Origin of the sequence: Vibrio sp. 10N.261.51.C6 (genome assembly GCF_041471785.1) — a bacterium.
GTDB lineage: Bacteria > Pseudomonadota > Gammaproteobacteria > Enterobacterales > Vibrionaceae > Vibrio > Vibrio crassostreae_C.
The window spans coordinates 147801-169101 of sequence record NZ_JBFRPB010000019.1 but is presented as its reverse complement, the minus strand read 5'-3'; the positions used below and the strand labels follow the sequence as shown (position 1 = coordinate 169101).

The following is a 21301-nucleotide window of genomic DNA, read 5'->3' as shown; positions in this document are numbered from 1 at the left end:
TTCTAAGTTCCTCGTTATAACCGCTAAGTATTTTATGAAGTTCCTCCGTATTGGTCTGATCGTTACTGCGATCAGCGCATTTTCCCTTGCTGCTTTGCTCTCTTTTCACTCCAAACCAGCACCAGAAATCTCTATCAAAATAACACCTTACCAAGGTTCTCAACCTAATGATAAGGAAGTCATCGACTCGCAAGCGACTCCCAACTCTTTGGTTAAGGTCCATTATTTTGTGAAAGTTGGCGATACGCTAAGCAACATCTTTTCGTCATGGCAACTGCCATATGGAACCGTTCAAAAGGTGATGGAAGCGGATCTGGAGTCTTTGAAACTCGACACAATAAAACCTGGTGACCATCTAGAGTTGCTTTTGGATAGTGACTCAAAACAGCTTGTGGAGCTGATTTATCACGAGAGTTTGGTTGAGCAAGCAGCCTTTACTCGAAACGATGATGGTAGCTTCACCTATAAATTCCACGAGATCCCAGGCGAATGGAAAGAAAAACTCTATGCGGGTAGTGTTCACGGTAGCTTTTCAACGTCAGCCTACAAAGCGGGGTTAACTACTAACCAGATAGCCAATATCACCCGCACACTAAAAGACAAAGTTAACTTCGCTCGTGAGCTGAGAGCAGGGGACAGCTTCAATGTATTGGTCAAAGAGCAGTACACGGATGATCACTTAACGGGCAAAACAGAAATTCAAGGTATCTCAATTCAATTAAGAAACCGAGAAGTCTCAGCTTTTCTAGCACCAGATGGTCTTTTTTATGACAGAGAGGGAAATAGTCTAGAGCAAGCCTTTGATAGATACCCAGTCGACAGAAAATTCCGAAGAATCACTTCTTCGTTTAATCCGACACGAAGACACCCAGTAACTGGGCGAATCTCACCGCACAATGGTACCGACTTTGCGACACCTGTTGGTTCACCTATCTACTCAACTGGTGATGGTCGTGTGGTGGCACTTCGTGACCACCCGTATGCTGGTAAATATTTGGTGATTGAACACAACAGCGTATATACGACGCGTTATCTTCACTTGAGCCGCTTCTTAGTTAAGAAAGGTCAGCAAATTAAACGAGGTCAGAAAATTGCGCTATCGGGTGCTACTGGCCGTATTACTGGCCCGCACTTGCACTTTGAGGTATTGGTTCGTGGTCGCGCCGTCGATGCAATGAAGGCGAACTTACCAATGGCAAGCTCAATTATGCCTAAAGATAGAAAAGAGTTTTTGGCTCGAATTGCCTCTTTTGATGCCATGATTTCTGAGCCAGAAGATCGTGCGAGTTAGAGATATTCAAGCCTAGTTTGGCAGCGAATACAATAACGCCCCCTTAGTTAGCGATTTAGCTAAGGGGCATTTTTAGAGAATCACACGATTAAGCGAATGAATCCGTTATTCGATGGATAGAGCTATTGAGCGATGGGTTTGCCACTGATTAAGCAACCACCACTGCCGTGCCGCTAGCAGAGACCATCAGCATGCCATTACCTGTTCCCAAGACTTCGTAATCAATATCGACTCCAACCACTGCGTTGGCACCCGCTTCAATCGCTTTTTGCTCCAACTCTTTGAATGCGTAGTTGCGTGCTTTCTCCAGTTCCTTTTCGTAGGTGCCAGAACGTCCACCCACAAAATCACGAATTCCTGAAAACATATCTTTGAAAACATTCACCCCTAGAATGGCTTCTCCGGCGATAACCCCTTTGTAATCGACAATGCGTTTGCCTTCAACAGATTGAGTGGTGGTAATAATCATAATGGCCTCTTGTAAGCTTGCTGAGTTGTTACTTGCTTATTGATTGATAGTTTGGTCTTGTTCTCGAATGTCATCGTTCAGTGCTGTCTCTGAGCGTGTGAATTCATGCCTCAACCATGTTCTCAGTTTTAGCACACTTTCTTGTTTTAATTTGTTTTTTGGGCAAACAAAATAGAAATCTTGGTGTGGGTTCGCGACGGGTTCACCCAGCTCCACTAGCATCCCATGGCTGATGTCATCTTTCACAAACAAGCGATGTGTTACCAACACACCTAATGAACGAATCGCAGCTTGAACTGCTTGAATAGAGACATCGAACGTCAAGTTACTGTGGAACGTCGGCATTGGTATTTGGTAATGATCACACCACACCTGCCAGTCGTGTTGTCGCCTGAGGTTAAAAACGCCAATGGTCGGGTTTTGCTTGACGAGTTGTTGGACGTTTAATCCGGTCTGGTTTTTCAATAGAGCAGGGCTGCAGACTAAAACCAAATCATCGTCGCCGAGCTTTTCGCTGTAATATTGTTCCCATTCGTTTGGCTTGCCATGTACGAGGGCAATATCGACACCTTCTTGTTCGATATCGAAAGGGCCGGTTAATGTCGAAATACGGATATCAAGTGAGGGAGCAAATGCTTGGAATTCGGGGACTCGAGGGATCCACCAGTGCATCGCGAGTGAGTTCACCATGTTGAGAGTGATACGGTGATCGTTAGGTGTTCTGGCAAGCTCTTCGGTCGCCTCTATCACTTGCTCAAGTGCGGGAGCAACTTTGCGGTAATAACGCTTACCTGCGGCATTAAGAACAACACGACGGCCGACTCGTTGAAACAAAGGCTTGTTGACCAGTTGTTCTAACGACTTTATCGCTTGGCTTACCGCAGAGTGACTGACGTACAATACCCGCGCGGCGTCGGTCATGCTGCCAGTCTCAGCAACAGCAATGAAAGCGTAAACGGATTTAAGCGGAACGAGTTTTTTCATTGGTAAGTTTTCCTTACAGTTATAGTTAATATTACTCGCTATTTTTCATTACGTCACGCCTCTAAAATAGATGTCATAGGAGGTGATAATTATGTCTGATATTACCAAGGCGACGACTTTCATGTTGTTGTCGACGTTCAGTTTGTCTTTAAGCGGCTTAATGGCCAAGTATCTATCTGAAGTGATGCCCACTTCGTTGCTCAGTTTTGTGCGTTTTTTGTTACCCAGTCTGTTTTTATTTCTTTTTCTGACTTTTTACAAAATCAGCAAGCCGACACGAGAAATGTGGAAACCTTTGGTGATGCGAGCGATCTTTATGGTGGCGTGTCAGTGGTGTTTCCTTACTTCACTGCAAACCTTAACGCTGGTTGAAGGGGTTGTGTTATTCAGTACGGGTCCTCTGTTTATTCCATTGTTAGAAAAGTTAATATTTAGAACCAAGATTCATACAACGACGATCGTGTGTTTAGCTGTCACTTTTGTTGGCGTAGTGATGATGGCGGGGGATTGGTCGCAGTTTGAGTTGGGTTCTGAGTTCTTTAGACCTGCGCTTCTGCTTGGACTTCTCGCGGGGGTATTTAATTCTGGCTCGCAAGTGAGTTTGTACCGAGCGTCTAAAACTAGCCTGACACCAGCAGAGCTTAACGCGTGGACCTTTTTAGTTGCGGCAATCATTGTGATTCCTATGGTTGTGTTTACTTCAGTGTCTGCGGTTCCTGATGTAGTTGAAAACTCAGGTAGCTTATCGGCGTTGTGGTCTTTCGATGACTTACGTTGGATTGTTCTCGGAGCACTTGGTCTTGCAATGTTTACCATCAATACCCAAATCTTCCGTTCCAAGGCGTATAAGCTTGCAGACAGTGGCTCCCAGTTGGCACCTCTGATTTTTACTAACATGCTGTTTAGCGCGCTTTGGCAGGGCTTGTTCTTTGATGATGTGTTTTCTACACAGCAGATGATTGGCATTAACCTGATTGTCGTGGCGAGCATCACCAATACATTGCTGGCAAAAAGACACAGCAAGGCGAAAGCCAAACAAAAACCGCACACCACAGTGGCTGTAGCGACTGTAGTGGACGTTGCGGTATTGGACTCGGCAGCTAAAAGCTAACCATTGAGTTATGGCTTATCCTCTGAATGGTTAATTTAAAACTTAGAACAATGAGCGTATGTATTCTTTTACTCGGTCGATGTGTTCGTGCGGGTCAATCTCGCAGCGTTGGTTCATTTCTAGGAATCGCTCAGCGTATTTATCGTAGATTTTGTTTTCCAAAAACAGCAGATACAACCTGGGATCGATATGACCGCTGGTGGCCATGTCGGTCATGATGTTGAGTGATTCGCTTAAGAGTTTACCTTTCTTATAAGGGCGATCACTAGAGGTGAGCGCTTCAAAGACATCAGCAATTGCCATTGCTCTGGACGGCAGAGGTAACTGGTCTTCGTTTAAGCCTCTTGGGTATCCCTTACCGTCGATACGTTCGTGGTGTCCGCTGGCGATATCCGGAATGTTTTGAAGGTAAGGCGGGTAAGGCAACTTGTTGAGCATGGTGAAGGTTTGGATAATATGATCGTTGATCATGAAACGTTCTTCATCGTTTAGCGTACCACGGCGTACTTTCAAATTGTGCAGTTCACCTTGGTTGTATTTAACTTCTCCGGGCTTAAGTACAAACGCTTCTTGCCATACATAGGCAGGGTTAAAGCCATTGTCCCAAGGTATTTTATGCTCCGGTTTGTCTGCAAGCAGAGGCTCCATGACAGGCAAACCCTTTTCCTGACTTGTTGGCTCAGTTCTCTCTTTCTCAACCGACTCTTTTTGGGTGTTAAATCTCTCTTTTTCAGACCAAGACAAACCCAATTGATCATCCAGTGTACGTTTCCATTGGCGTTTGGCTATTTGATCTAAGCGTTCTAGCTGCTCTTCCGTCATAGATTCGCCGCCAAGATTACACTCAGCAACGAAGGCAAACTCCTCATCCAGTTCAGACAGGCTTTGTTCGAGTATTTTGAGTTGTTCTTCTTGTAGTGCACCGTTCGCCATCGCTTTCCAGTAATCGGTTTCCGCTTGCTGTTTCAACAACTCAAAACGCATTCGCACTTCGTGGATTCGGTCGTAAATGGTTTCCAGTTTTGTTGCCTTATCTACCACATATTCAGGCGTGGTCACCTTGCCGCAGTCATGAAGCCAAGCGGCGAGCATCAACTCTTCCCACTGTTTACTGTCCAATGAGAATTGCGGGTAATAGCGGTCATCATCTATGGTTGCTTGAGTTAGCCATTTGGTGAGCTCAGGCACTCGTTGGCAATGCCCGCCCGTATAAGGTGACTTGGTATCAATCGCCGATGCAATCAGCTCAATAAAGGCATTAAGCATGTCTTTTTGTTGCTGCATTTGGTCGATGTTGTCTTTCGCTATTTCCGCAAAGCTGAGCAACTCTCTTAAAAAGGCGTGCTTGTCTGCCTGCATCTTGGTAATTGGTCTCTCATAGCCAATTGCCACAATCCCTACCAACAGTTTCTCTCGGTTTAATAGTGGAAATAGGTACAGGTCTGAATTGAAGATCGAATCTTGGTAATAGTTGAGAACATTGTCTTTTCGGTTCAAATGGATCGTCTCACCAGACTTAAGCTGACACAGCAACCAAGGCGTGTGTTTGATGAAGTCATTGATGTCGGCTTTAAAAGGGAGAATGGCAAGGTTAGCTGCCGTATCAAACACGTCTTTCTCTTTGGACTGAGTGAAAAGGACAATGGTTTCTGCTTTGGTGATTAAATAGCTTTGATGAGCAATGTTCTTGGCTAAGATCGAAAACTCCTGATTCCCGGCGGTGTCTCGAAGTAGGGTAATCAGATCATGAAGCGTGTGTTCCATTAGCTCAATCGAGTGGGCAAGGTTAGCCACTTCTTGAATCATGCTTTTGGGATAATGAGTACGCCTGAAGTCAAATCGAGCGATGTTGTCGGTGAGTTGCACCAGCGTATTGAGTGGCTGAGACAGTCGATTAGCAACAAACCATACGATAGCGAAGCAGATGAACAACATCCCAATCGCGACCGCAACTTGCTTGTCTCGCATCGAGATAAGATCAGCGAGCAGCTCATTGTGTGGCGTCGCTTCTGCCAAGTGTAAGGTGACATTTTGAGTCAGTTGAACCGGCGTTAGCGTTAGTGCCCAAGTGTTTAAGTTGTACTCAACGTTTTTTAGATTGAGGTTAAACTTCTCTTCATCAGAGATAAGCGGCGCAATAACGGACGCTTTCAATGCTTCCATCTGTTCACGTTTGGGCACATTAAAGAAGCTTTGGTCTTGCTCACTGCCAGAGAGATTCCCCGTCGTTTGGTTGTTCGTTTGCTCAGTTTTACTTGTGTCATCAGATTGGGAGTCAGGCTTGGGTACTGATAGCTCAAGTTGATGCTGACCGAGAAGATTAAAATGTTGATCGAACAAGGCGAGTCGGGTTTGCGGAGAATAAGCTAATTCACTGATCTGAGAAGAGAGGGAACTCAACGTAAAGTCGGCACCAACCACATGCTTGCCATCGGCAGAACGCCTAGAGAGTGTAATGCCATTGGTTTGCAGGAAATAGAATAGATAGGGCTCAGAGAGTTGTATTGAGCCATCAGGCTTTGCGTTACGAAACCAAGGACGAGTTGTGGGGTTGAACTTACTCTCTGCTTGTCGAGTACTGATCACTTGATGTGCGCCATCAAGATAGGTAATAAAGTTTTCACCGTCTAGATTGGTGCTGCTGACCATCATGGTCGCTTTAGCGGGCGCGCTGTTTTCGGCTCTCTGTTTATTGGTGCTTAATGGACGAAAGATTCTGAAGTCACCATCTTCAGAACCATAAAATAGAGCGACCAAATTGGTGTTTTGCTTGAAGATGATATCGACCGAAGCAAGCCAAGAGTCTTTTTCGACAGCGGAAGCTTGATGAGCAACAAACGGGCTCACCGCCATCACATTTAAGGTTGTGATAACAGGGGCAATGGCTTGTTTAAATACTGATTCCAGTTTGTCGCGGTGCTCATTACTGATCTCGCGCACTGTGCCTAGCAGCAGCTCTTGGGAGTGCCGATAACTAATCGAAATCAATACCGCACCGACAAGTGTTGTCAAAATTAGGAAAAGGCTAGTGATGTGGATACTCAGCGGATATCGTCTTCTTCTCATCTAACACTCCAGTTTGTAGGCTGGTTTAAGTATTGACGAACTTGGGTAGGTTGCAAAAAATTGGCGCAATTACCGAGTGTGTGCGGTTCGACTTAGATAAGACCAAGCGCTGGCTGGCTCTGGTTAGCCACGTATTCCCGTGTCGTGTAAATGAACCAGTAATAAACCTTTATGTTTGGGTGCTAATTGTCACTTTCAGCTGATAAACTGGCCGAATTGTTGCCATTAGGCATTCATTTTCTGAAGTATTCTTTTCCTGAAAGAGATTCAGAGTTACTTTCTGAAAAACGTATTTTGACCGAGCGAAGAGGGCATTGATTCATGGAACTCAAAGTAGATACTCACACCCACACATACGCAAGTGGTCATGCTTACAGCACATTGATCGAAAACGCCAAGTCGGCAAAGCAAAATGGTTTAGCCATGTTTTGTACTACTGATCATTCAGAATCAATGCCGGGCGCGCCACACTATTGGTTCTTCAGCAATCAGCGTGTGCTCCCTCGTTTTATTGAAGATGTCGCAATTATTCGAGGTGTTGAGTCAAACATCATGAACACACAGGGTGAAATCGACATTCATCCGAGTGTGGATAAGAACTTGGATTGGGTGATCGCGAGTTTTCATGAGCCAGTATTTCGCCCATCGGATGTCGCTACCCATACAGAAGCATTGTTGAATGTGATTAAGGGCGGTCGAATTGATGCGCTTGGTCACTTAGGCAATCCTAATTTTGATTTCGATTTCGAAGCCGTTATTCAATGTGCGGTTGAGAACAACGTGGCGATTGAGATCAACAACACCACACTCAAAGGCAATAGCCGAGTTGGCAGTGTTGACCGCTGCTATGAGATTGCAAGAATAGCGAAAGCGAAGGGTGCATTTATTACAACAGGCAGCGATGCGCATTTCTGTTTAGATGTCGGTGGCTTAGACTTAGTCGCAGCATTGTTAGATGAAGTGGGCGTAGATTCGAGTAAAGTGATTACCCATTCGCCAAAGCAGTTCCTAGCCTTTTTGGCCTTGCGCGGTCGTAATGAAATCCCAGAATATTCAGATCTTGTTTAAGAGAATGTCGGCGGGTTTGCATTTCGACACAATCAATTTTTGTGCCTGAAAGATTTTTGTATACACTAGCCGAAAATAATAAAGTCGAAGTGCCACAGTAATGACGGCTCTAACTTCAAAGACACCGCTTCACTTGGAGAAACAATGAAAACTCGCTCAATCCTTTTATCTGGCTTAATCGCTGCTTCAGTATTGTCTGGCAACGCATTTGCTAATGTAGACCTTAAGAAAAACATGCAAGAAATGAAGCTTGCGTTCAAACAAGCGGCAGAAGCTCAAAGCATTGAAGAGATGCAAAAGCCTATCGTTCGTTTAGATACGCTAGTGGCAGAGCTGAAAACGGGTGTTTACCCAGTCGAGAAAGAAGACAACTTCATGGAAGGCTTCAAAAAGATCAGTGCATCACTGGATAGCATTGAGCAGAAGCTAGATCAAGGTGACTTAGCGTCGGCACAGCAAGAACTTCGTACTATTGATGGCCTTCGTGAAGAGTACCATGAGAAGCGTAACCCAAGCATCTGGAGCAAGATCTTCGGTTAATTCGTTAATCATGAACGTTTGCTAGATAGGTAACAAAGAGCAAACCTCAAGATTCGATTTCTAAAACGCCGCCTTACATTACCCTCTTTCGAGGAAGGTGTAAGGCGGCGTTTTTTATTGTCTCTTTTATCGAAAGCCTGCTGCAAAGAGATGAGTATTACTTTCTTAGTTTTAGTGTTGTAACCAGTATTTAACGAAAAAGAGTGTGCGTTAGCTTCAATTTTTTAACTTGCTGTTAATCTTTACGTTTACCTATATTCCAAGTCCCTCATAATAAGGGAAATTTATAAAGACTTGGAATAATGCGCCGAACCTCGTTCAACTTCTTCATGTTACTTGCAACAGCATTAAGCTGGGCGCTAGTGACATTAATGCCTGTTATCAATGCTCATGGTAATAGTGCGGGAGTATGGGCGTCGTTATGTACGGTCAATGGCTTTGAATTGGTTCAAATCGAAGAAGGCGAACCTAATACTCATAAAGGAAAGCCGTGTCCGTTTAGCCATTTTTCCACGTTTCACCAAGATGAACTTCCCACTACACTACTGACAACTCGACTGAGTTCTATTGTCTCCGACAGCTACGCTTTTTTGGCTCTAAGCGAACGCTACACGAGGCAAGCCCCGCGCGGCCCTCCCTTTGTTATTGCTTAAACCTAACCCATTAAAATAATTAAAAAATAAAGTATTAAGTAAAGTTAAACATGCTCAGATTACTTTCTGATTTTTCAGAAGGTATGTTTGCGTGTGTCAAAGGAAATTATAATGTTGAGAAATGAATCTCAAACCCCTGCGAAAGCACAAGCAACTTCGCAGTCTAAAAGCAGTGCAACAACCGGTTCGGAAACCAATATAAAAAGCAAAGACCGCAATAAAACCCTCTATTTCCTCACATGGCGCTGGCACTTCTATGCTGGGCTATTTGTTATCCCGTTTATGTTAATGCTGAGCATTACAGGTTTGGTGATGCTGTTTGATGATGAAATCGAATTGACTTTCCACCACGAAGCCCTAGAGATTGTTGCATCGGGCGAGCCGATTAAAGTGTCACAACAGTTAGCTGCAGTACAACTTCAATACCCACAAGGTTCGGTTACCCAGTTTGTTCCGAGCAAAGCTCCTGATCTGGCTAACCGCTTTTCGGTAGCACTTGTAGACGGCACATCGGTCTTCGCCACGGTAAATCAATATACGGGCGAAGTGGTCGGAGAGATTCCGCGTAGCGACAGCCTGTACCAACTCGCGAATGACATTCACGGCACTTTGTTGATTGGTGATTGGGGTGATTATCTAATTGAAGTCGCAATAAGCTTGTCTATTCTGTTGCTCATCAGTGGTATTTACTTATGGTTACCTAGAGATAACGCGAGCCGCGCTGGTTTTCTTAAGCTTCGATTTGGTTTAGGAACGCGTATTTTAATGCGTGATCTGCATGCGAACATTGGAGGTGTGTTATCGCTCGTTCTGTTGTTGTTTATTCTGTCTGGATTGGCATGGACAGGTTTTTGGGGCGGTAAGCTTGTTCAAGCATGGATCACTTTCCCTGCTCAAATGTGGGACGATATTCCGCTGTCTGATAAGACGCACACATCGCTTAACCATGGCTCAGAGGAAGAACTTCCATGGAATCTAGAACAAACACCGCTGCCGTTGTCTCAAGATAAGCCTGCAGAACATGTACATCACGTGGAAGAGGCATCTGAACCTCATGATCACTCTAAGATGGGCGAAGACCACTCTCAACATGTGATGTCAGCAAGCAGTTTCGGGATTGATGATGTTATCCAAAAAGCGCACTCACTTGGTTTCACTCAATACAAGGTGAATTTCCCGCGTTCAGAAACAGGTGTTTACACGGTCACAGCCAACACTATGGGCGGTGACATCATTGATCCAACGCAGGACCGTACTACGCACCTCGACCAATACTCAGGTCGTATTCTGGGTGAGGTGACATGGCAAGATTATAACTTCATTGCCAAAACGTTAGCGGTAGGTATTTCATTGCATCAAGGTGACATCAGCATCATTAACAAGCTTCTAAATGCTTTGTTTTGTTTGGCGTTCATTGTTGTGTCCGTGACTGGCGGTGTGATGTGGTGGATACGTAGACCTTCAGGTCAAAGAAAGCTTGGCACGCCACCGAAGTTTGGCGATGCAGGGCTTTGGAAGACAGGTTTAGTGATCGTGATAGTTATTTCAGTACTGTTTCCACTGGCGGGAGCGACGATCGTGACAGCAATGCTGCTGGATTGGTTACTATTTTCACGCGTTGAGAAATTCAAGACGGCATTGAGTTAATTGATATACAAACTGACCTCCTTTTTGAGGAGGTCAGTTTCATTATTCAGATGACATGCTCTGTTTATTAAGAAGACGTTAGACTTGTACAGCTCTATATTTGATAAAGCTCTAGATTTCATAAAGCTCTAACGGAAGCCCGTCAGGATCGGCAAAAAAAGTAAATGCTTTACCTGTAAATTCATCAATTCGGATCTGTTCGACTTCGATTCTTTGTTCTTCCAAATAGCTTTTGATTTGTTGAACGTCATCAACACAAAAAGCTAAGTGTCTTAGCCCTTGAGCTTCAGGAAAGCTAGGCCTTTCTGGCGCGTTAGGGAAGCTGAATAGTTCTATTTGAGCACCATTAGGTAGCGCTAAATCAAGTTTGTACGACTGGCGAGCCTCACGATAGTTTTCGGCAATTATCTCAAGTTTCAAAATCTCAGTGTAAAAGTGTTTCGACGCGTCGTAGTTTGAACAGATTATGGCCGCGTGGTGTATTCCTTTCAGCATCAGTTTATTTCTCCTGCCAACTTGTCACCTAAGTGCTTCATGGCGTAATCAATGAATACACGCAGTCGTGCGGGCATATACTTGGTTTGAGCAAATTGCATCGCGATAGCACCATGGTAGTTACTCTTGATGGTCCAATCTTCCAACACTTGTACCACGGAGCCTTCAGCCAACGCATCTTGAATCACGAAGTCATGGAAAATACCTACACCTAGACCTTCTTTCACACCTTTTAGTCGCATTTGCGAATGGTTAACTGCGTAACGCCCACTGACGGGTACCGTGTGAAATTCATCATCTTTAAGAAAATCCCAAATGTGATCTTTGTCTGTCTCTGCAAGATACAAACAGTCGTGTTCAGACAGCTCGGTAGGGTGGTGAGGAATCCCCTTGGCATCTAAATAGTCAGGGCTTGCACACAACACGAGGTTTGTTTTTCCTAACTCTTTCAATACTAAGCTTTCGTCGGGCTTATCAGTCAGGCGGAAAGCAATGTCGATGCCTTGACGTAAAATATCGATGTCGCCGTCAGCCGCTCTCAATTTAAGTTGGATTTCTGGATACTGATTTAAGAATGGAACAACGAAAGGCTGCAATACCGAATTCAAGAAGGCTTCAGGCGCCGCTACCGTTATCGAGCCTGCAGGTTCGGTATGGTCGGAGGTAGACAGTTCAACGGCTTGTTGCGCTGCGTTGATCATCACCACACTCTGATCATAAACCAATTGACCCGCTTGCGTAATGATAAGGGTACGAGTGGTACGCTCAAACAGTTTCACCGATAGCGCTTTTTCCAAGCGGGTGATGAGCTTACTCAAGGCTGATGGTGTCACGCCTAACTGTTTTGCTGCAGCCGTAAAACTACCTTCGTTAACCACCAAAATGAACGAGGCGAGATCCGGAAGCAGGGCGATGAGTTTTGGGTTAATCATAAGTATCCAGTTAAGCTAGTTTCAACGATGAACTTAATGGTCATTGTGAGCGATTTACTTTGATTTGTGAATCAATTTCATTAATTGATTGACGTGATTGCTCTGATAGGTTGTTGTGTTTGAAGCTCATCTGTATAGCGGCGTTGCTGCTGCGCATTCTGAGATGAAAAATTGAGATTTGATATGAAAGCGAAATTAGACGGAAATTATAGCTAATTTGGCGTTTAAAAAAGCAGGTGAAGGGCGTTAATGTGCCCTATGTCACTGGGATGAACTATTATTAGTGCCTGTGATTCATTAATGTTTTTCCAACTAAAGGGATAATCGGAACGGGGATGTTCAACTAGAATATAGGCATAAGTTTTACAGTGTAAATGATCGTGTTGAGATCGTTTACATCCCTACATAAAGCGGCGCGCGATGCTGCTAAATTATAACTAGGAAGGAATGAGACAATGTCTTCTGCATTTTACCAACAGGTTCAAACTCAAATCGAAGAAGTTAAAGAAGAAGGTCTTTACAAGTCTGAGCGCATTATTACTTCTGCACAAAAAGCAGCGGTTTCTATCTCGACTGGTGAAGAAGTACTAAACTTCTGTGCAAACAACTACTTAGGTCTTGCTAACCACCCAGCTCTTATCGAAGCAGCTAAAGATGGTATGGATCAGCACGGTTTTGGTATGGCTTCAGTACGTTTCATTTGTGGTACTCAAGATTCTCACAAAGAACTAGAGCAAAAGCTTTCTACGTTCCTAGGTAAAGAAGACACTATCCTTTACACATCTTGTTTTGATGCAAACGCTGGTTTGTTCGAAACAATTCTAGGTAAAGAAGACGCAATCATCTCTGACGCACTAAACCACGCATCTATCATCGATGGCGTTCGTCTGTGTAAAGCAATGCGTTTCCGTTACTCGAACAACAACATGGAAGAGCTAGAGCAGCAACTTATCGCTGCTAAAGAAGCTGGCGCTCGTCACACACTAATCGTAACTGACGGTGTGTTCTCAATGGACGGCGTAGTGGCTAACCTTCCTGCTATCTGTGACCTTGCAGACAAGTACGATGCACTAGTAATGGTTGATGACTCTCACGCAGTGGGCTTCATGGGCGAAAACGGAGCGGGTACTCACGAGTTCCACAACGTTGTAGACCGTATCGATATCATCACTGGTACTCTTGGTAAAGCAATGGGTGGCGCTTCAGGCGGTTACACTTCTGGTAAGAAAGAAGTGATCGACTGGCTACGTCAGCGTTCTCGTCCATACCTATTCTCTAACTCTGTTGCTCCTGCAATCGTATCTGCGTCTATCCGCGTTCTAGATCTTCTTGCGGAATCTGGCGACCTACGTACTCAACTATGGGAAAACTCTGCTCACTTCCGTACTCGCATGGAAGAAGCTGGCTTCACTATGGGCGGTGCAGACCACGCAATCATCCCAATCATGCTTGGTGATGCAAAAGTAGCGGCTGAGTTCGCTGAGCGCGCACTAGAGAAAGGCATCTACGTTGTAGGTTTCTCTTTCCCTGTAGTACCAAAAGGTCAAGCTCGTATCCGTACGCAAATGTCTGCTGCACACTCTCGTGAGCAACTAGACCGCGCAATCGATGCGTTCATCCAAGTTGGTAAAGACATGGGTATCATCTAATTTTGAAGGGGTGCCACGAGCATCCTTTAATTAGATAGAACAACACCCAGTAGAACATATAGATTTTTGATTCTCGCCTTACAGTTAGGCGAGATGAACTAGGTAACATTATGAAAATTAAAGCACTTTCTAAGCTAAAGCCTGAAGAAGGCATTTGGATGACCGAGGTTGAAAAACCTGAAATGGGTCATAATGATCTTCTTATTCGTATTAAGAAAACCGCAATTTGTGGTACTGACGTACATATCTACAACTGGGATGAGTGGTCACAAAACACAATCCCAGTACCTATGGTAGTAGGTCACGAATACGTGGGTGAAGTTGTTGGCATTGGCCAAGAAGTTCGTGGTTTTGAAATCGGCGACCGTGTATCTGGCGAAGGTCACATCACATGTGGTCACTGTCGTAACTGTCGTGGCGGCCGTACTCACCTTTGTCGTAACACAACAGGTGTTGGTGTTAACCGCACTGGTGCGTTCTCTGAGTTCCTTGTGATCCCTGCGTTCAACGCATTTAAGATCCCTGCAGAAATCTCTGACGATCTAGCTTCAATCTTTGACCCGTTTGGTAACGCAGTACACACAGCACTTTCTTTCGACCTAGTTGGCGAAGACGTGCTAATTACTGGTGCTGGCCCAATCGGTATCATGGCTGCAGCTGTTGCTAAGCACGTTGGTGCTCGTCACGTTGTAATCACTGATGTAAACGAGTACCGCCTAGATCTTGCTAAGAAAATGGGTGTGACTCGCGCAGTAAACGTGATGGAAGAGAAGCTTGAAGACGTAATGTCTGATCTTGGCATGACTGAAGGCTTCGATGTAGGCCTAGAAATGTCTGGTAACCCATCTGCGTTCAACAGCATGCTGACTAACATGAACCACGGCGGTAAGATCTCTCTACTAGGTATTCCACCATCAGACATGGCAGTAGACTGGAACCAAGTCATCTTTAAAGGCTTGGTTATCAAAGGTATCTACGGTCGTGAGATGTTCGAAACTTGGTACAAGATGGCTTCACTAATCCAATCAGGCCTAGATCTAACACCAATCATTACTCACCACTACAAAGTGGACGACTTCCAGAAAGGCTTCGACATGATGCGCTCTGGTATGTCAGGTAAAGTAATTCTTGATTGGGAATAAGCTTTAGCTGAGTAACAAGATATTAGAAAGGCGACAGTTTTTACTGTCGCCTTTTTTACATCTCGGAACTCAAGAAAATGGGCGATATGATCAAGGTTCAGTTGCCCATTTTTTACAGCAATGAGTTGTTAACCCAATGCAGCAGCCTGCATGATGAGGCCACATATGTAAGCGCCGTATGTACCGAGAGCGTAACCCAATACCGCCATTAGGATACCTACTGGTGCCAATGCTGGGTGGAATGCAGCCGCGACGATAGGTGCCGATGCTGCGCCACCTACGTTAGCTTGGCTACCTACAGCCATGAAGAACAATGGTGCACGAATTAGCTTCGCCATTACAATCATCAGAAGGGCATGGATAGTTAACCATGTAATACCAATGAAGAAGTAACCAGGGTTGTCAAAGATAGCTGTCACATCCATTTGCATACCGATAGTTGCAACTAGGATGTAGATGAACGCTGAACCTACTTTAGACGCGCCGCTGTGCTCAAGGCTGCGCGTTGATTTAAAGCATGAAGCGATCAGCGCGAACGTTGTTACCATTACGATCAGCCAGAAGAAGCCAGATGTTAGGCTGTATTTCGCAAGCTGTGGCGCGTTGGTTGAGATCCATGGTGCAATCATGTCACTGAATAAGTGAGCCAACCCTGTTAAACCAAAGGCAATTGCCGTGATCTTCATGAGATCGGTTGTGGTTGTTGGGCGAGCGTTCTCTTCTTGGTATTTAGAAACTGTCTCTTTTAGCTCTTCAATAGATGAAGTATCCGCTTTTAACCATGCATCAATCTTCTTCTGACGACCTGCCATGATAAGTAACACGGCCATCCAAATGTTCGCACAGATAACATCAACCGTAATCATTGCAGAGAAGAGTTGGTCATCAACCTCGAACACTTCTTTCATTGCTGCTTGGTTTGCACCGCCGCCAATCCAAGAACCTGCAACGGTTGTTAGGCCACGCCATACGTCACCAGATACAAGGTCAGGGTTGATTTGGTCAATAATCAGAATCGCTAAAGGGCCACCAATGATGATGCCAACCGTACCCGTTAGGAACATGATGACGGCTTTTGAGCCAAGGCCGAAGATTTTGCGTAGATCAGCTGAGATGATCAGAAGAACGAGTGCGCTTGGTAATAGGTAACGACTTGCAACAAAGTACAGCTTTGAGTTTGATGCGTCGATGATGCCTAGGCTGTTCAATAGAGAAGGAACAAAGTAACAGAGCAATAGACCCGGAACGAACGAGTAGAATTTTTTCAGTGCGCTATTTTGGCTACTTTCCGTGATAAATACACCGCCAAGAATAACAGCTAACATGCCCATTATTACAGCATCATTAGTAATCATTATTATATCTCCTTTAAGGTGAGCGCAGAGGTCTCACTTTTTGAATTGCAGGACTATACCGACAACCGCCATTCGTTACAAATTGTAACGCTAGACATACTTTGAAATGTTTGTGTTAATTTTGATGGTTTGAATTTGTGAATGTCGTGCGTTAATTATTTGATTGGTGAATAAATCTGTTAGGGCTTTTGCGGCGTATTTCGATATATGCAATGTAATTCAAGCCTTAGAGAGTGGTCGCTAAGAATTGGGTGGGTGCTTGAATGGTAGGAATGAGTGCATATATAGCCATGTTTATGGTGTGGTTTATGCAGGGGTGGAATGTTTAAATAATGTAAAAATTGAATCCACTTTTGCTATGTGGTCAGAAATTAAAAATCTTAGCTAGATCACACAAATCTCTCGGATTACGAGTGTCAGCACCTGATACTTATGCTCATTTGAGGTTTTGTCGGGGTTAAATGAAAGAAAAAGCGGCTTAAATAGCCGCTTTTGATGCTTGAATAGCATGGTTATCTAGAGCTGTAGTCTAGATTCTGCTTAAGACTCTTCTTCCTCAAAGCCATCTGCATAACCTTTCGGTGGAGGTGTCCAACCACGTTCAGAACGAGAGTGCTTGTCTGAACGGTCTTTTTTCATATCTTCTTTCATTGCTTCTTCAAGGTGAATGAAGATTTGTCGGTAGTTGTTGTCGTAGCGCGGGTTCTCTTCCGCTTCAGACCAAGCTTGGTATAGCTTTTCAGACTTACGGCTTTCAACACGTTGATACGTCGATTTCTGTTGTTCAACGAAGAATGGGTGATGACCCAAAGAACGCAAGGCTTCTGCACCCATTTCAAGAGCAGAATGGTAGGTCTCTGATTCCACGAAGTCTGCACCTGCTTCTCTTAGGCGATAACTATGACCACGGTCGAATGCACGCGCTAAGATTTTCACTTTAGGGTAGTTGTGTTTAACGTATTTGACCAATTCAACACTTGAGTCTTGGTTGTCGATAGCCACAACCAACATTGCGGCTTCTTCGATACCAGCGGTATGTAATAAATCATGACGAGTCGCATCACCAAAGTAAGATTTGATGTTGATTGAACGTAGCAAGTCGACTTGATTAGCTTGATGATCCAAAACCACAGTATTGACATCATTCGATACCAATAAGCGGTTAACAATCTGACCGAATCGGCCAATGCCCGCAATGATTACGGTGCCTTTCTCTTCTATGGTATCTTCTTCGCGGTCGTTAGATTTTTGTTCGTAACGAGGAAGAATCACTTTATCAAATAGAATGAACAGCCCTGGTGTTAGGAACATTGAAAGTGCCACAACCAGCGACAATGTTTGGACGATGTCAGCAGGTAATACGTGGTTTTGAGCTGAGAAGCTTAGTAGTACAAAACCAAACTCACCGGCTTGCGCCAAGCTCAGTGTAAACAGCCAACGGTCACTGTTTTTGATTTTGAATATCAATGCCAACGTAAATAGCACCAAGGCTTTAAGAAGCATAACGCCAAGGGTGAGGCCAATGATCAAACCAAAGTCGTTGAATAGAACATCAAAGTTAATGCCTGCACCTACGGTGATGAAGAACAAGCCAAGTAGCAGCCCTTTAAACGGGTCGATATTGGACTCAAGTTCGTGGCGGAATTCACTGTTCGCTAAAACCACACCCGCAAGGAAGGTACCCAAAGCCGGAGATAGGCCGACTAGGCTCATCAGTGCAGCAATGCCAATCACCAACATCAGTGCGGTTGCAGTAAAGATTTCACGCAGGCCTGAGCTTGCCACGAAGCGGAACAATGGACGACTCAAGAAGTGTCCGCCGACCACAACAATCGCAATAGATGCTGTGATCACAAGGCCATAAGCCCAACCGGGTAGGACAGCGACGAGGCTTAACTCTTCATGGTGATCAGAAGCCGAAGCAACCGCGCTTTGTGCAGCTTCAATTAATTCTGGCAAGGCTAATAGAGGGATAAATGCCAACATAGGAATGACGGCAATATCTTGGAACAGTAGGACTGAGAAAGCGTTCTTTCCGCCTTCTGTTTTGGATAGCCCTTTTTCGTTAAAGGTTTGGAGTACAATCGCGGTAGATGACAGTGCGAAGATCAAACCGATAGTCAGTGCGATCGTCCAAGGCTGTCCAAAGAACAGAGCAATACCCATTACAATCGCGGTAGTACCACCAACTTGCAGGCCACCCAGCCCCATCAATCGGTTCCTCATTGCCCAAAGCATCTTAGGTTCAAGCTCAAGGCCGACTAAGAACAGCATCATAACCACACCGAACTCGGCAAAGTGTTGGATCGTTTTGGTCTCTTCACCTACCAGACCAATGATTGGGCCAATCACAACACCAGCAATGAGGTAACCCAATACAGAACCAAGGCCAAGTCTTTTGGCAATAGGCACGGCAATAACTGCTGCGACTAAGTAGATAAATGCTTGTAGAAAATATCCCGTCATTATTTAACCTCTGCCATTAGTTCTTCTACGTAGTGGTTGAGTTTTTCTGCTTTGCTGGCTTTCTTGATATTGATCTTGCCAGCAACTAACGCCTCTAACAGCACTTTATAGCTATCGACATGTTGTTGAATGCGGTTTTCTTCCAAAGCGGTACGCGAGCCAAATAACGCAAAGGGCGAGAGATAGTTCATCCCGCACAGAGAAGCGGTTTGTTCGATTGGGTGAAGCAGTTCTCGAATCGTGAAATGGTTGTAACCATCACTTTGGTAGGCATCTTTTTTACCTCCTGCAGTAATGCTACATAACAATTTCTTACCCTGTAGTTCATTGCCTTCGGCGCCGTAGGCGAAGCCGTATTCAAGAACAAGGTCTTGCCACTCTTTAAGAATTGCCGGTGTTGAGTACCAATACAAAGGGAACTGAAAAATGATGATGTCATGGTCTAACAGGCGTTTCTGTTCACGGTCGATGTTGATTTTAAATGTCGGATACTCGGCATAGAGATCGACACAGGTAACACCGTCAACGCGTTTGGCTTGTTCAAATAAGGGTTTGTTTGCTTCAGAACGATGTTGAGAAGGGTGAGCGAATAGCACCAAGACTCGATTTTTCGACATATAGCCCTCTTTGTCCATTAACGAATAATATTTATTGGAATTATAGATATACAATAATAGAAGAATGGTTGAACAACAACGAATTAGCCCATATTTATCTATCTAGATGCGTGTGTTTTTAGGTACTTAATTATATAAAACATCCGTCAATTTGAGTATTTCTGGCACAAGCCGCCGATGACTGAGTAAAACTAATTATTCACGAATAGTAAATGCGAATATGGGCATTTTATGTCACCGTTGGTGGGTAACGTAAATAATCCAATAACCCTACATAGAACGATAATGAATAAAGGAAAAACTATGAGCATGGACGTGCGTCAACAATGTGATTTGTTGCTTTCCGGTCACCTAGAACCGACTCCAGCACAAACATTCGCTCAGATGGCTGAATGGTGTGAGACACACAATGTGAGCCATGATAGCTACGGCGATGGTGAGTTTATCGAGAGCTTCGAAAACAAAGTCGCGGAACTGCTAGGTTATGAAGCGGCTGTATTTGTGATTACTGGCACCATGAATCAACCAACAGCATTAGAAATTGCGTGCCAAGAGAAAAGAAACCCAGTAGTGGCGATGCATGAATCGAGTCATATTATGCGTCATGAACGCCAAGGGTATCAGCTCCAAAACCGATTCAACGTACTTCCCGTTGGCAACGTATTTCGCACTTGGAATGTTGATGACTTAAAGGCGTGGCCTGATGAGATTGCAGCCGCTCTATATGAATTACCCATGCGTGAAATCGGCGGCCAATTACCAGAATGGGATGAGCTTGAAGCGATCAAGCAGTACTGCAAAGAACAATCAATTCACCTTCATATGGATGGTGCGCGTTTGTGGGAATGCGGCGCCTATTACCAAAAGTCATACAGCGAGATTGCTCAGGGCTTCGATAGTGCTTATGTTTCGCTGTACAAAGGTCTCAATGGCCTTGGTGGTTCGTTATTGTTGGGCGATAAAGCCTTTGTAGCGAAAGCATCTGCGTGGATGAAGCGCCAAGGTGGCAATGTTTATCACCGAACGCCTTATGTGGTTTCAGCAGCAATGCAGTTTGATGAGCGATTAGAGTTGATGCCATCACTGTTTGAGCGAACAAAACAGATCTACCAAATCTTATTAGACTATCCTCAGTTCACTGTTAATCCGCAGCAACCGCAGGTCAACATGCTTCACCTATATTTACCTGTGAGCTATGAAGACGGCATTATTGTGAGAGATAACATAGCGAAGAAACACAAGATTTGGATAGGAAACCCAGCGATCAGTGAGTTGCCAAACCAATGTAAGATTGAATGGTATGTAGGGGATAACCTACTAAATTTGCCTGATCATGAGCTGATAGACATTCTAGATTTTATTAGCGAAGAGCTGATTTGATTAACGAAGAGCTGGCTGAAGAAGAACTGATCTAATTGGAACTGAAATGGATACAGGAAAGGGTTCTTATATCCATTTATATAGCTAGGATGTCCGGCTCTGTTACATATACTGGTTGATGTACACATCAACTAAGAACATGAACACTGGAACAGTGCTGAGAAGTCCGAAGAAGACGATTGGCACCCAGTTTTTCATTTTCTTTTTAGGTTGCTCAGTGTTATTCATAAATTCGGCCTTAAATTCGTTGTTGAGTCTGTTTAGCTTTTTGGTACTAAAAATCTAAGTGTATGGTATCAAATAAATGGGTTTAGCCCTATGTAGATTTAGAGAACCGTGGTGTATATCAATCACATAAAATGTAAGTGATTCATAAACGGTTCATAAAGGTTCAACAATAATGAACCTATTACAACAATCATTGCCTTACTCGGCA

18 protein-coding genes are annotated in these 21301 nt (G+C 44.3%); 9 read left to right on the top strand and 9 right to left on the bottom strand.

What is annotated here, in order from left to right:
* Positions 1–34: 34 nt before the first annotated feature.
* Positions 35–1291 carry a peptidoglycan DD-metalloendopeptidase family protein gene (locus tag AB4375_RS05075; RefSeq protein ID WP_372051136.1) on the top strand — a complete coding sequence of 419 codons (1257 nt, stop codon included), beginning with the start codon at positions 35–37 and terminating at the stop codon, positions 1289–1291.
* Positions 1292–1439: 148 nt separating this feature from the next.
* Here AB4375_RS05075 and AB4375_RS05070 read toward each other — a convergent pair whose 3' ends face one another.
* Together AB4375_RS05070 and AB4375_RS05065 are read right to left on the bottom strand one after the other, a co-directional pair.
* On the bottom strand, positions 1440–1760 hold the full coding sequence (locus AB4375_RS05070) for a heavy metal-binding domain-containing protein (protein ID WP_004730185.1): 321 nt from the start codon (positions 1758–1760) through the stop codon (positions 1440–1442).
* Positions 1761–1796: 36 nt separating this feature from the next.
* Complete coding sequence (locus AB4375_RS05065) at positions 1797–2744, bottom strand: LysR substrate-binding domain-containing protein (RefSeq protein WP_017069420.1); 948 nt, start codon at positions 2742–2744, stop codon at positions 1797–1799.
* Positions 2745–2835: 91 nt separating this feature from the next.
* On the opposite strand from AB4375_RS05065, the gene AB4375_RS05060 reads away from it, so the two are divergent.
* A complete protein-coding gene (locus AB4375_RS05060; RefSeq protein ID WP_372051135.1) occupies positions 2836–3855 on the top strand; it encodes a DMT family transporter in 1020 nt (339 codons plus the stop codon).
* A gap of 42 nt (positions 3856–3897) precedes the next feature.
* Here the strand turns inward: AB4375_RS05060 and AB4375_RS05055 are convergent, their stop codons facing one another.
* Positions 3898–6921, bottom strand: coding sequence for an HD domain-containing phosphohydrolase (locus tag AB4375_RS05055; protein ID WP_372051134.1), 3024 nt, complete (start codon positions 6919–6921; stop codon positions 3898–3900).
* A 321-nt stretch (positions 6922–7242) separates the two neighbouring features.
* Here AB4375_RS05055 and AB4375_RS05050 point away from each other — a divergent pair, with 321 nt between their 5' ends.
* The 4 genes from AB4375_RS05050 (at position 7243) to AB4375_RS05035 (ending at position 10829) form a co-directional block, all read left to right on the top strand.
* Positions 7243–7989 carry a phosphatase gene (locus AB4375_RS05050; RefSeq protein ID WP_017059533.1) on the top strand — a complete coding sequence of 249 codons (747 nt, stop codon included), beginning with the start codon at positions 7243–7245 and terminating at the stop codon, positions 7987–7989.
* Positions 7990–8133: 144 nt separating this feature from the next.
* The gene (locus tag AB4375_RS05045; RefSeq protein ID WP_017059534.1) at positions 8134–8529 is read left to right on the top strand and encodes a cytochrome b562; all 396 of its coding nucleotides are present in this window, start codon (positions 8134–8136) and stop codon (positions 8527–8529) included.
* A 302-nt stretch (positions 8530–8831) separates the two neighbouring features.
* Positions 8832–9182: a hypothetical protein gene (locus AB4375_RS05040; RefSeq protein WP_017064798.1), complete on the top strand. Its 351-nt coding sequence runs from the start codon at positions 8832–8834 to the stop codon at positions 9180–9182.
* Between the two features lie 111 nt (positions 9183–9293).
* Complete coding sequence (locus AB4375_RS05035) at positions 9294–10829, top strand: PepSY-associated TM helix domain-containing protein (protein ID WP_372051133.1); 1536 nt, start codon at positions 9294–9296, stop codon at positions 10827–10829.
* A gap of 111 nt (positions 10830–10940) precedes the next feature.
* On the opposite strand, the gene AB4375_RS05030 is transcribed toward AB4375_RS05035, so the two are convergent.
* Positions 10941–11324: a VOC family protein gene (locus tag AB4375_RS05030; RefSeq protein ID WP_017069423.1), complete on the bottom strand. Its 384-nt coding sequence runs from the start codon at positions 11322–11324 to the stop codon at positions 10941–10943.
* A complete protein-coding gene (locus AB4375_RS05025) occupies positions 11324–12256 on the bottom strand; it encodes a LysR family transcriptional regulator (RefSeq protein ID WP_065584581.1) in 933 nt (310 codons plus the stop codon). The genes AB4375_RS05030 and AB4375_RS05025 overlap by 1 nt, the downstream gene beginning before the upstream one ends.
* 455 nt (positions 12257–12711) lie before the next feature.
* Between AB4375_RS05025 and AB4375_RS05020 the strand changes: the two genes are divergently transcribed.
* Together AB4375_RS05020 and tdh are read left to right on the top strand one after the other, a co-directional pair.
* On the top strand, positions 12712–13905 hold the full coding sequence (locus tag AB4375_RS05020) for a glycine C-acetyltransferase (RefSeq protein ID WP_372051132.1): 1194 nt from the start codon (positions 12712–12714) through the stop codon (positions 13903–13905).
* A 110-nt stretch (positions 13906–14015) separates the two neighbouring features.
* On the top strand, positions 14016–15047 hold the full coding sequence (tdh, locus tag AB4375_RS05015; protein WP_017059546.1) for an L-threonine 3-dehydrogenase: 1032 nt from the start codon (positions 14016–14018) through the stop codon (positions 15045–15047).
* A 128-nt stretch (positions 15048–15175) separates the two neighbouring features.
* Here tdh and AB4375_RS05010 read toward each other — a convergent pair whose 3' ends face one another.
* From AB4375_RS05010 to AB4375_RS05000, 3 genes are all read right to left on the bottom strand, one after another.
* A complete protein-coding gene (locus AB4375_RS05010; protein ID WP_372051131.1) occupies positions 15176–16402 on the bottom strand; it encodes a DUF819 domain-containing protein in 1227 nt (408 codons plus the stop codon).
* A 540-nt stretch (positions 16403–16942) separates the two neighbouring features.
* A complete protein-coding gene (locus AB4375_RS05005) occupies positions 16943–18868 on the bottom strand; it encodes a monovalent cation:proton antiporter-2 (CPA2) family protein (protein ID WP_372051130.1) in 1926 nt (641 codons plus the stop codon).
* Positions 18868–19485 (bottom strand): NAD(P)H-dependent oxidoreductase, encoded by a 618-nt coding sequence (locus AB4375_RS05000; protein ID WP_372051129.1) that lies wholly within the window; start codon positions 19483–19485, stop codon positions 18868–18870. The genes AB4375_RS05005 and AB4375_RS05000 overlap by 1 nt, the downstream gene beginning before the upstream one ends.
* Before the next feature lie 303 nt (positions 19486–19788).
* Between AB4375_RS05000 and AB4375_RS04995 the strand changes: the two genes are divergently transcribed.
* Complete coding sequence (locus AB4375_RS04995) at positions 19789–20865, top strand: low specificity L-threonine aldolase (protein ID WP_017069428.1); 1077 nt, start codon at positions 19789–19791, stop codon at positions 20863–20865.
* Positions 20866–20967: 102 nt separating this feature from the next.
* Here the strand turns inward: AB4375_RS04995 and AB4375_RS04990 are convergent, their stop codons facing one another.
* Complete coding sequence (locus AB4375_RS04990) at positions 20968–21093, bottom strand: hypothetical protein (RefSeq protein ID WP_017060906.1); 126 nt, start codon at positions 21091–21093, stop codon at positions 20968–20970.
* Between the last annotated feature and the right edge of the window lie 208 nt (positions 21094–21301).

Coding starts and splice junctions, on each gene's coding strand:
- AB4375_RS05050 (WP_017059533.1), top strand. CDS start 7,243: ATGGAACTCAAAGTAGATACTCACACCCACACATACGCAAGTGGTCAT.
- AB4375_RS05000 (WP_372051129.1), bottom strand. CDS start 19,485: ATGTCGAAAAATCGAGTCTTGGTGCTATTCGCTCACCCTTCTCAACAT.
- AB4375_RS04990 (WP_017060906.1), bottom strand. CDS start 21,093: ATGAATAACACTGAGCAACCTAAAAAGAAAATGAAAAACTGGGTGCCA.
- AB4375_RS05040 (WP_017064798.1), top strand. CDS start 8,832: ATGCGCCGAACCTCGTTCAACTTCTTCATGTTACTTGCAACAGCATTA.
- AB4375_RS05070 (WP_004730185.1), bottom strand. CDS start 1,760: ATGATTATTACCACCACTCAATCTGTTGAAGGCAAACGCATTGTCGAT.
- tdh (WP_017059546.1), top strand. CDS start 14,016: ATGAAAATTAAAGCACTTTCTAAGCTAAAGCCTGAAGAAGGCATTTGG.
- AB4375_RS05010 (WP_372051131.1), bottom strand. CDS start 16,402: ATGATTACTAATGATGCTGTAATAATGGGCATGTTAGCTGTTATTCTT.
- AB4375_RS05030 (WP_017069423.1), bottom strand. CDS start 11,324: ATGCTGAAAGGAATACACCACGCGGCCATAATCTGTTCAAACTACGAC.
- AB4375_RS05065 (WP_017069420.1), bottom strand. CDS start 2,744: ATGAAAAAACTCGTTCCGCTTAAATCCGTTTACGCTTTCATTGCTGTT.
- AB4375_RS05045 (WP_017059534.1), top strand. CDS start 8,134: ATGAAAACTCGCTCAATCCTTTTATCTGGCTTAATCGCTGCTTCAGTA.
- AB4375_RS05025 (WP_065584581.1), bottom strand. CDS start 12,256: ATGATTAACCCAAAACTCATCGCCCTGCTTCCGGATCTCGCCTCGTTC.
- AB4375_RS04995 (WP_017069428.1), top strand. CDS start 19,789: ATGAGCATGGACGTGCGTCAACAATGTGATTTGTTGCTTTCCGGTCAC.
- AB4375_RS05020 (WP_372051132.1), top strand. CDS start 12,712: ATGTCTTCTGCATTTTACCAACAGGTTCAAACTCAAATCGAAGAAGTT.
- AB4375_RS05055 (WP_372051134.1), bottom strand. CDS start 6,921: ATGAGAAGAAGACGATATCCGCTGAGTATCCACATCACTAGCCTTTTC.
- AB4375_RS05035 (WP_372051133.1), top strand. CDS start 9,294: ATGTTGAGAAATGAATCTCAAACCCCTGCGAAAGCACAAGCAACTTCG.
- AB4375_RS05060 (WP_372051135.1), top strand. CDS start 2,836: ATGTCTGATATTACCAAGGCGACGACTTTCATGTTGTTGTCGACGTTC.
- AB4375_RS05075 (WP_372051136.1), top strand. CDS start 35: ATGAAGTTCCTCCGTATTGGTCTGATCGTTACTGCGATCAGCGCATTT.
- AB4375_RS05005 (WP_372051130.1), bottom strand. CDS start 18,868: ATGACGGGATATTTTCTACAAGCATTTATCTACTTAGTCGCAGCAGTT.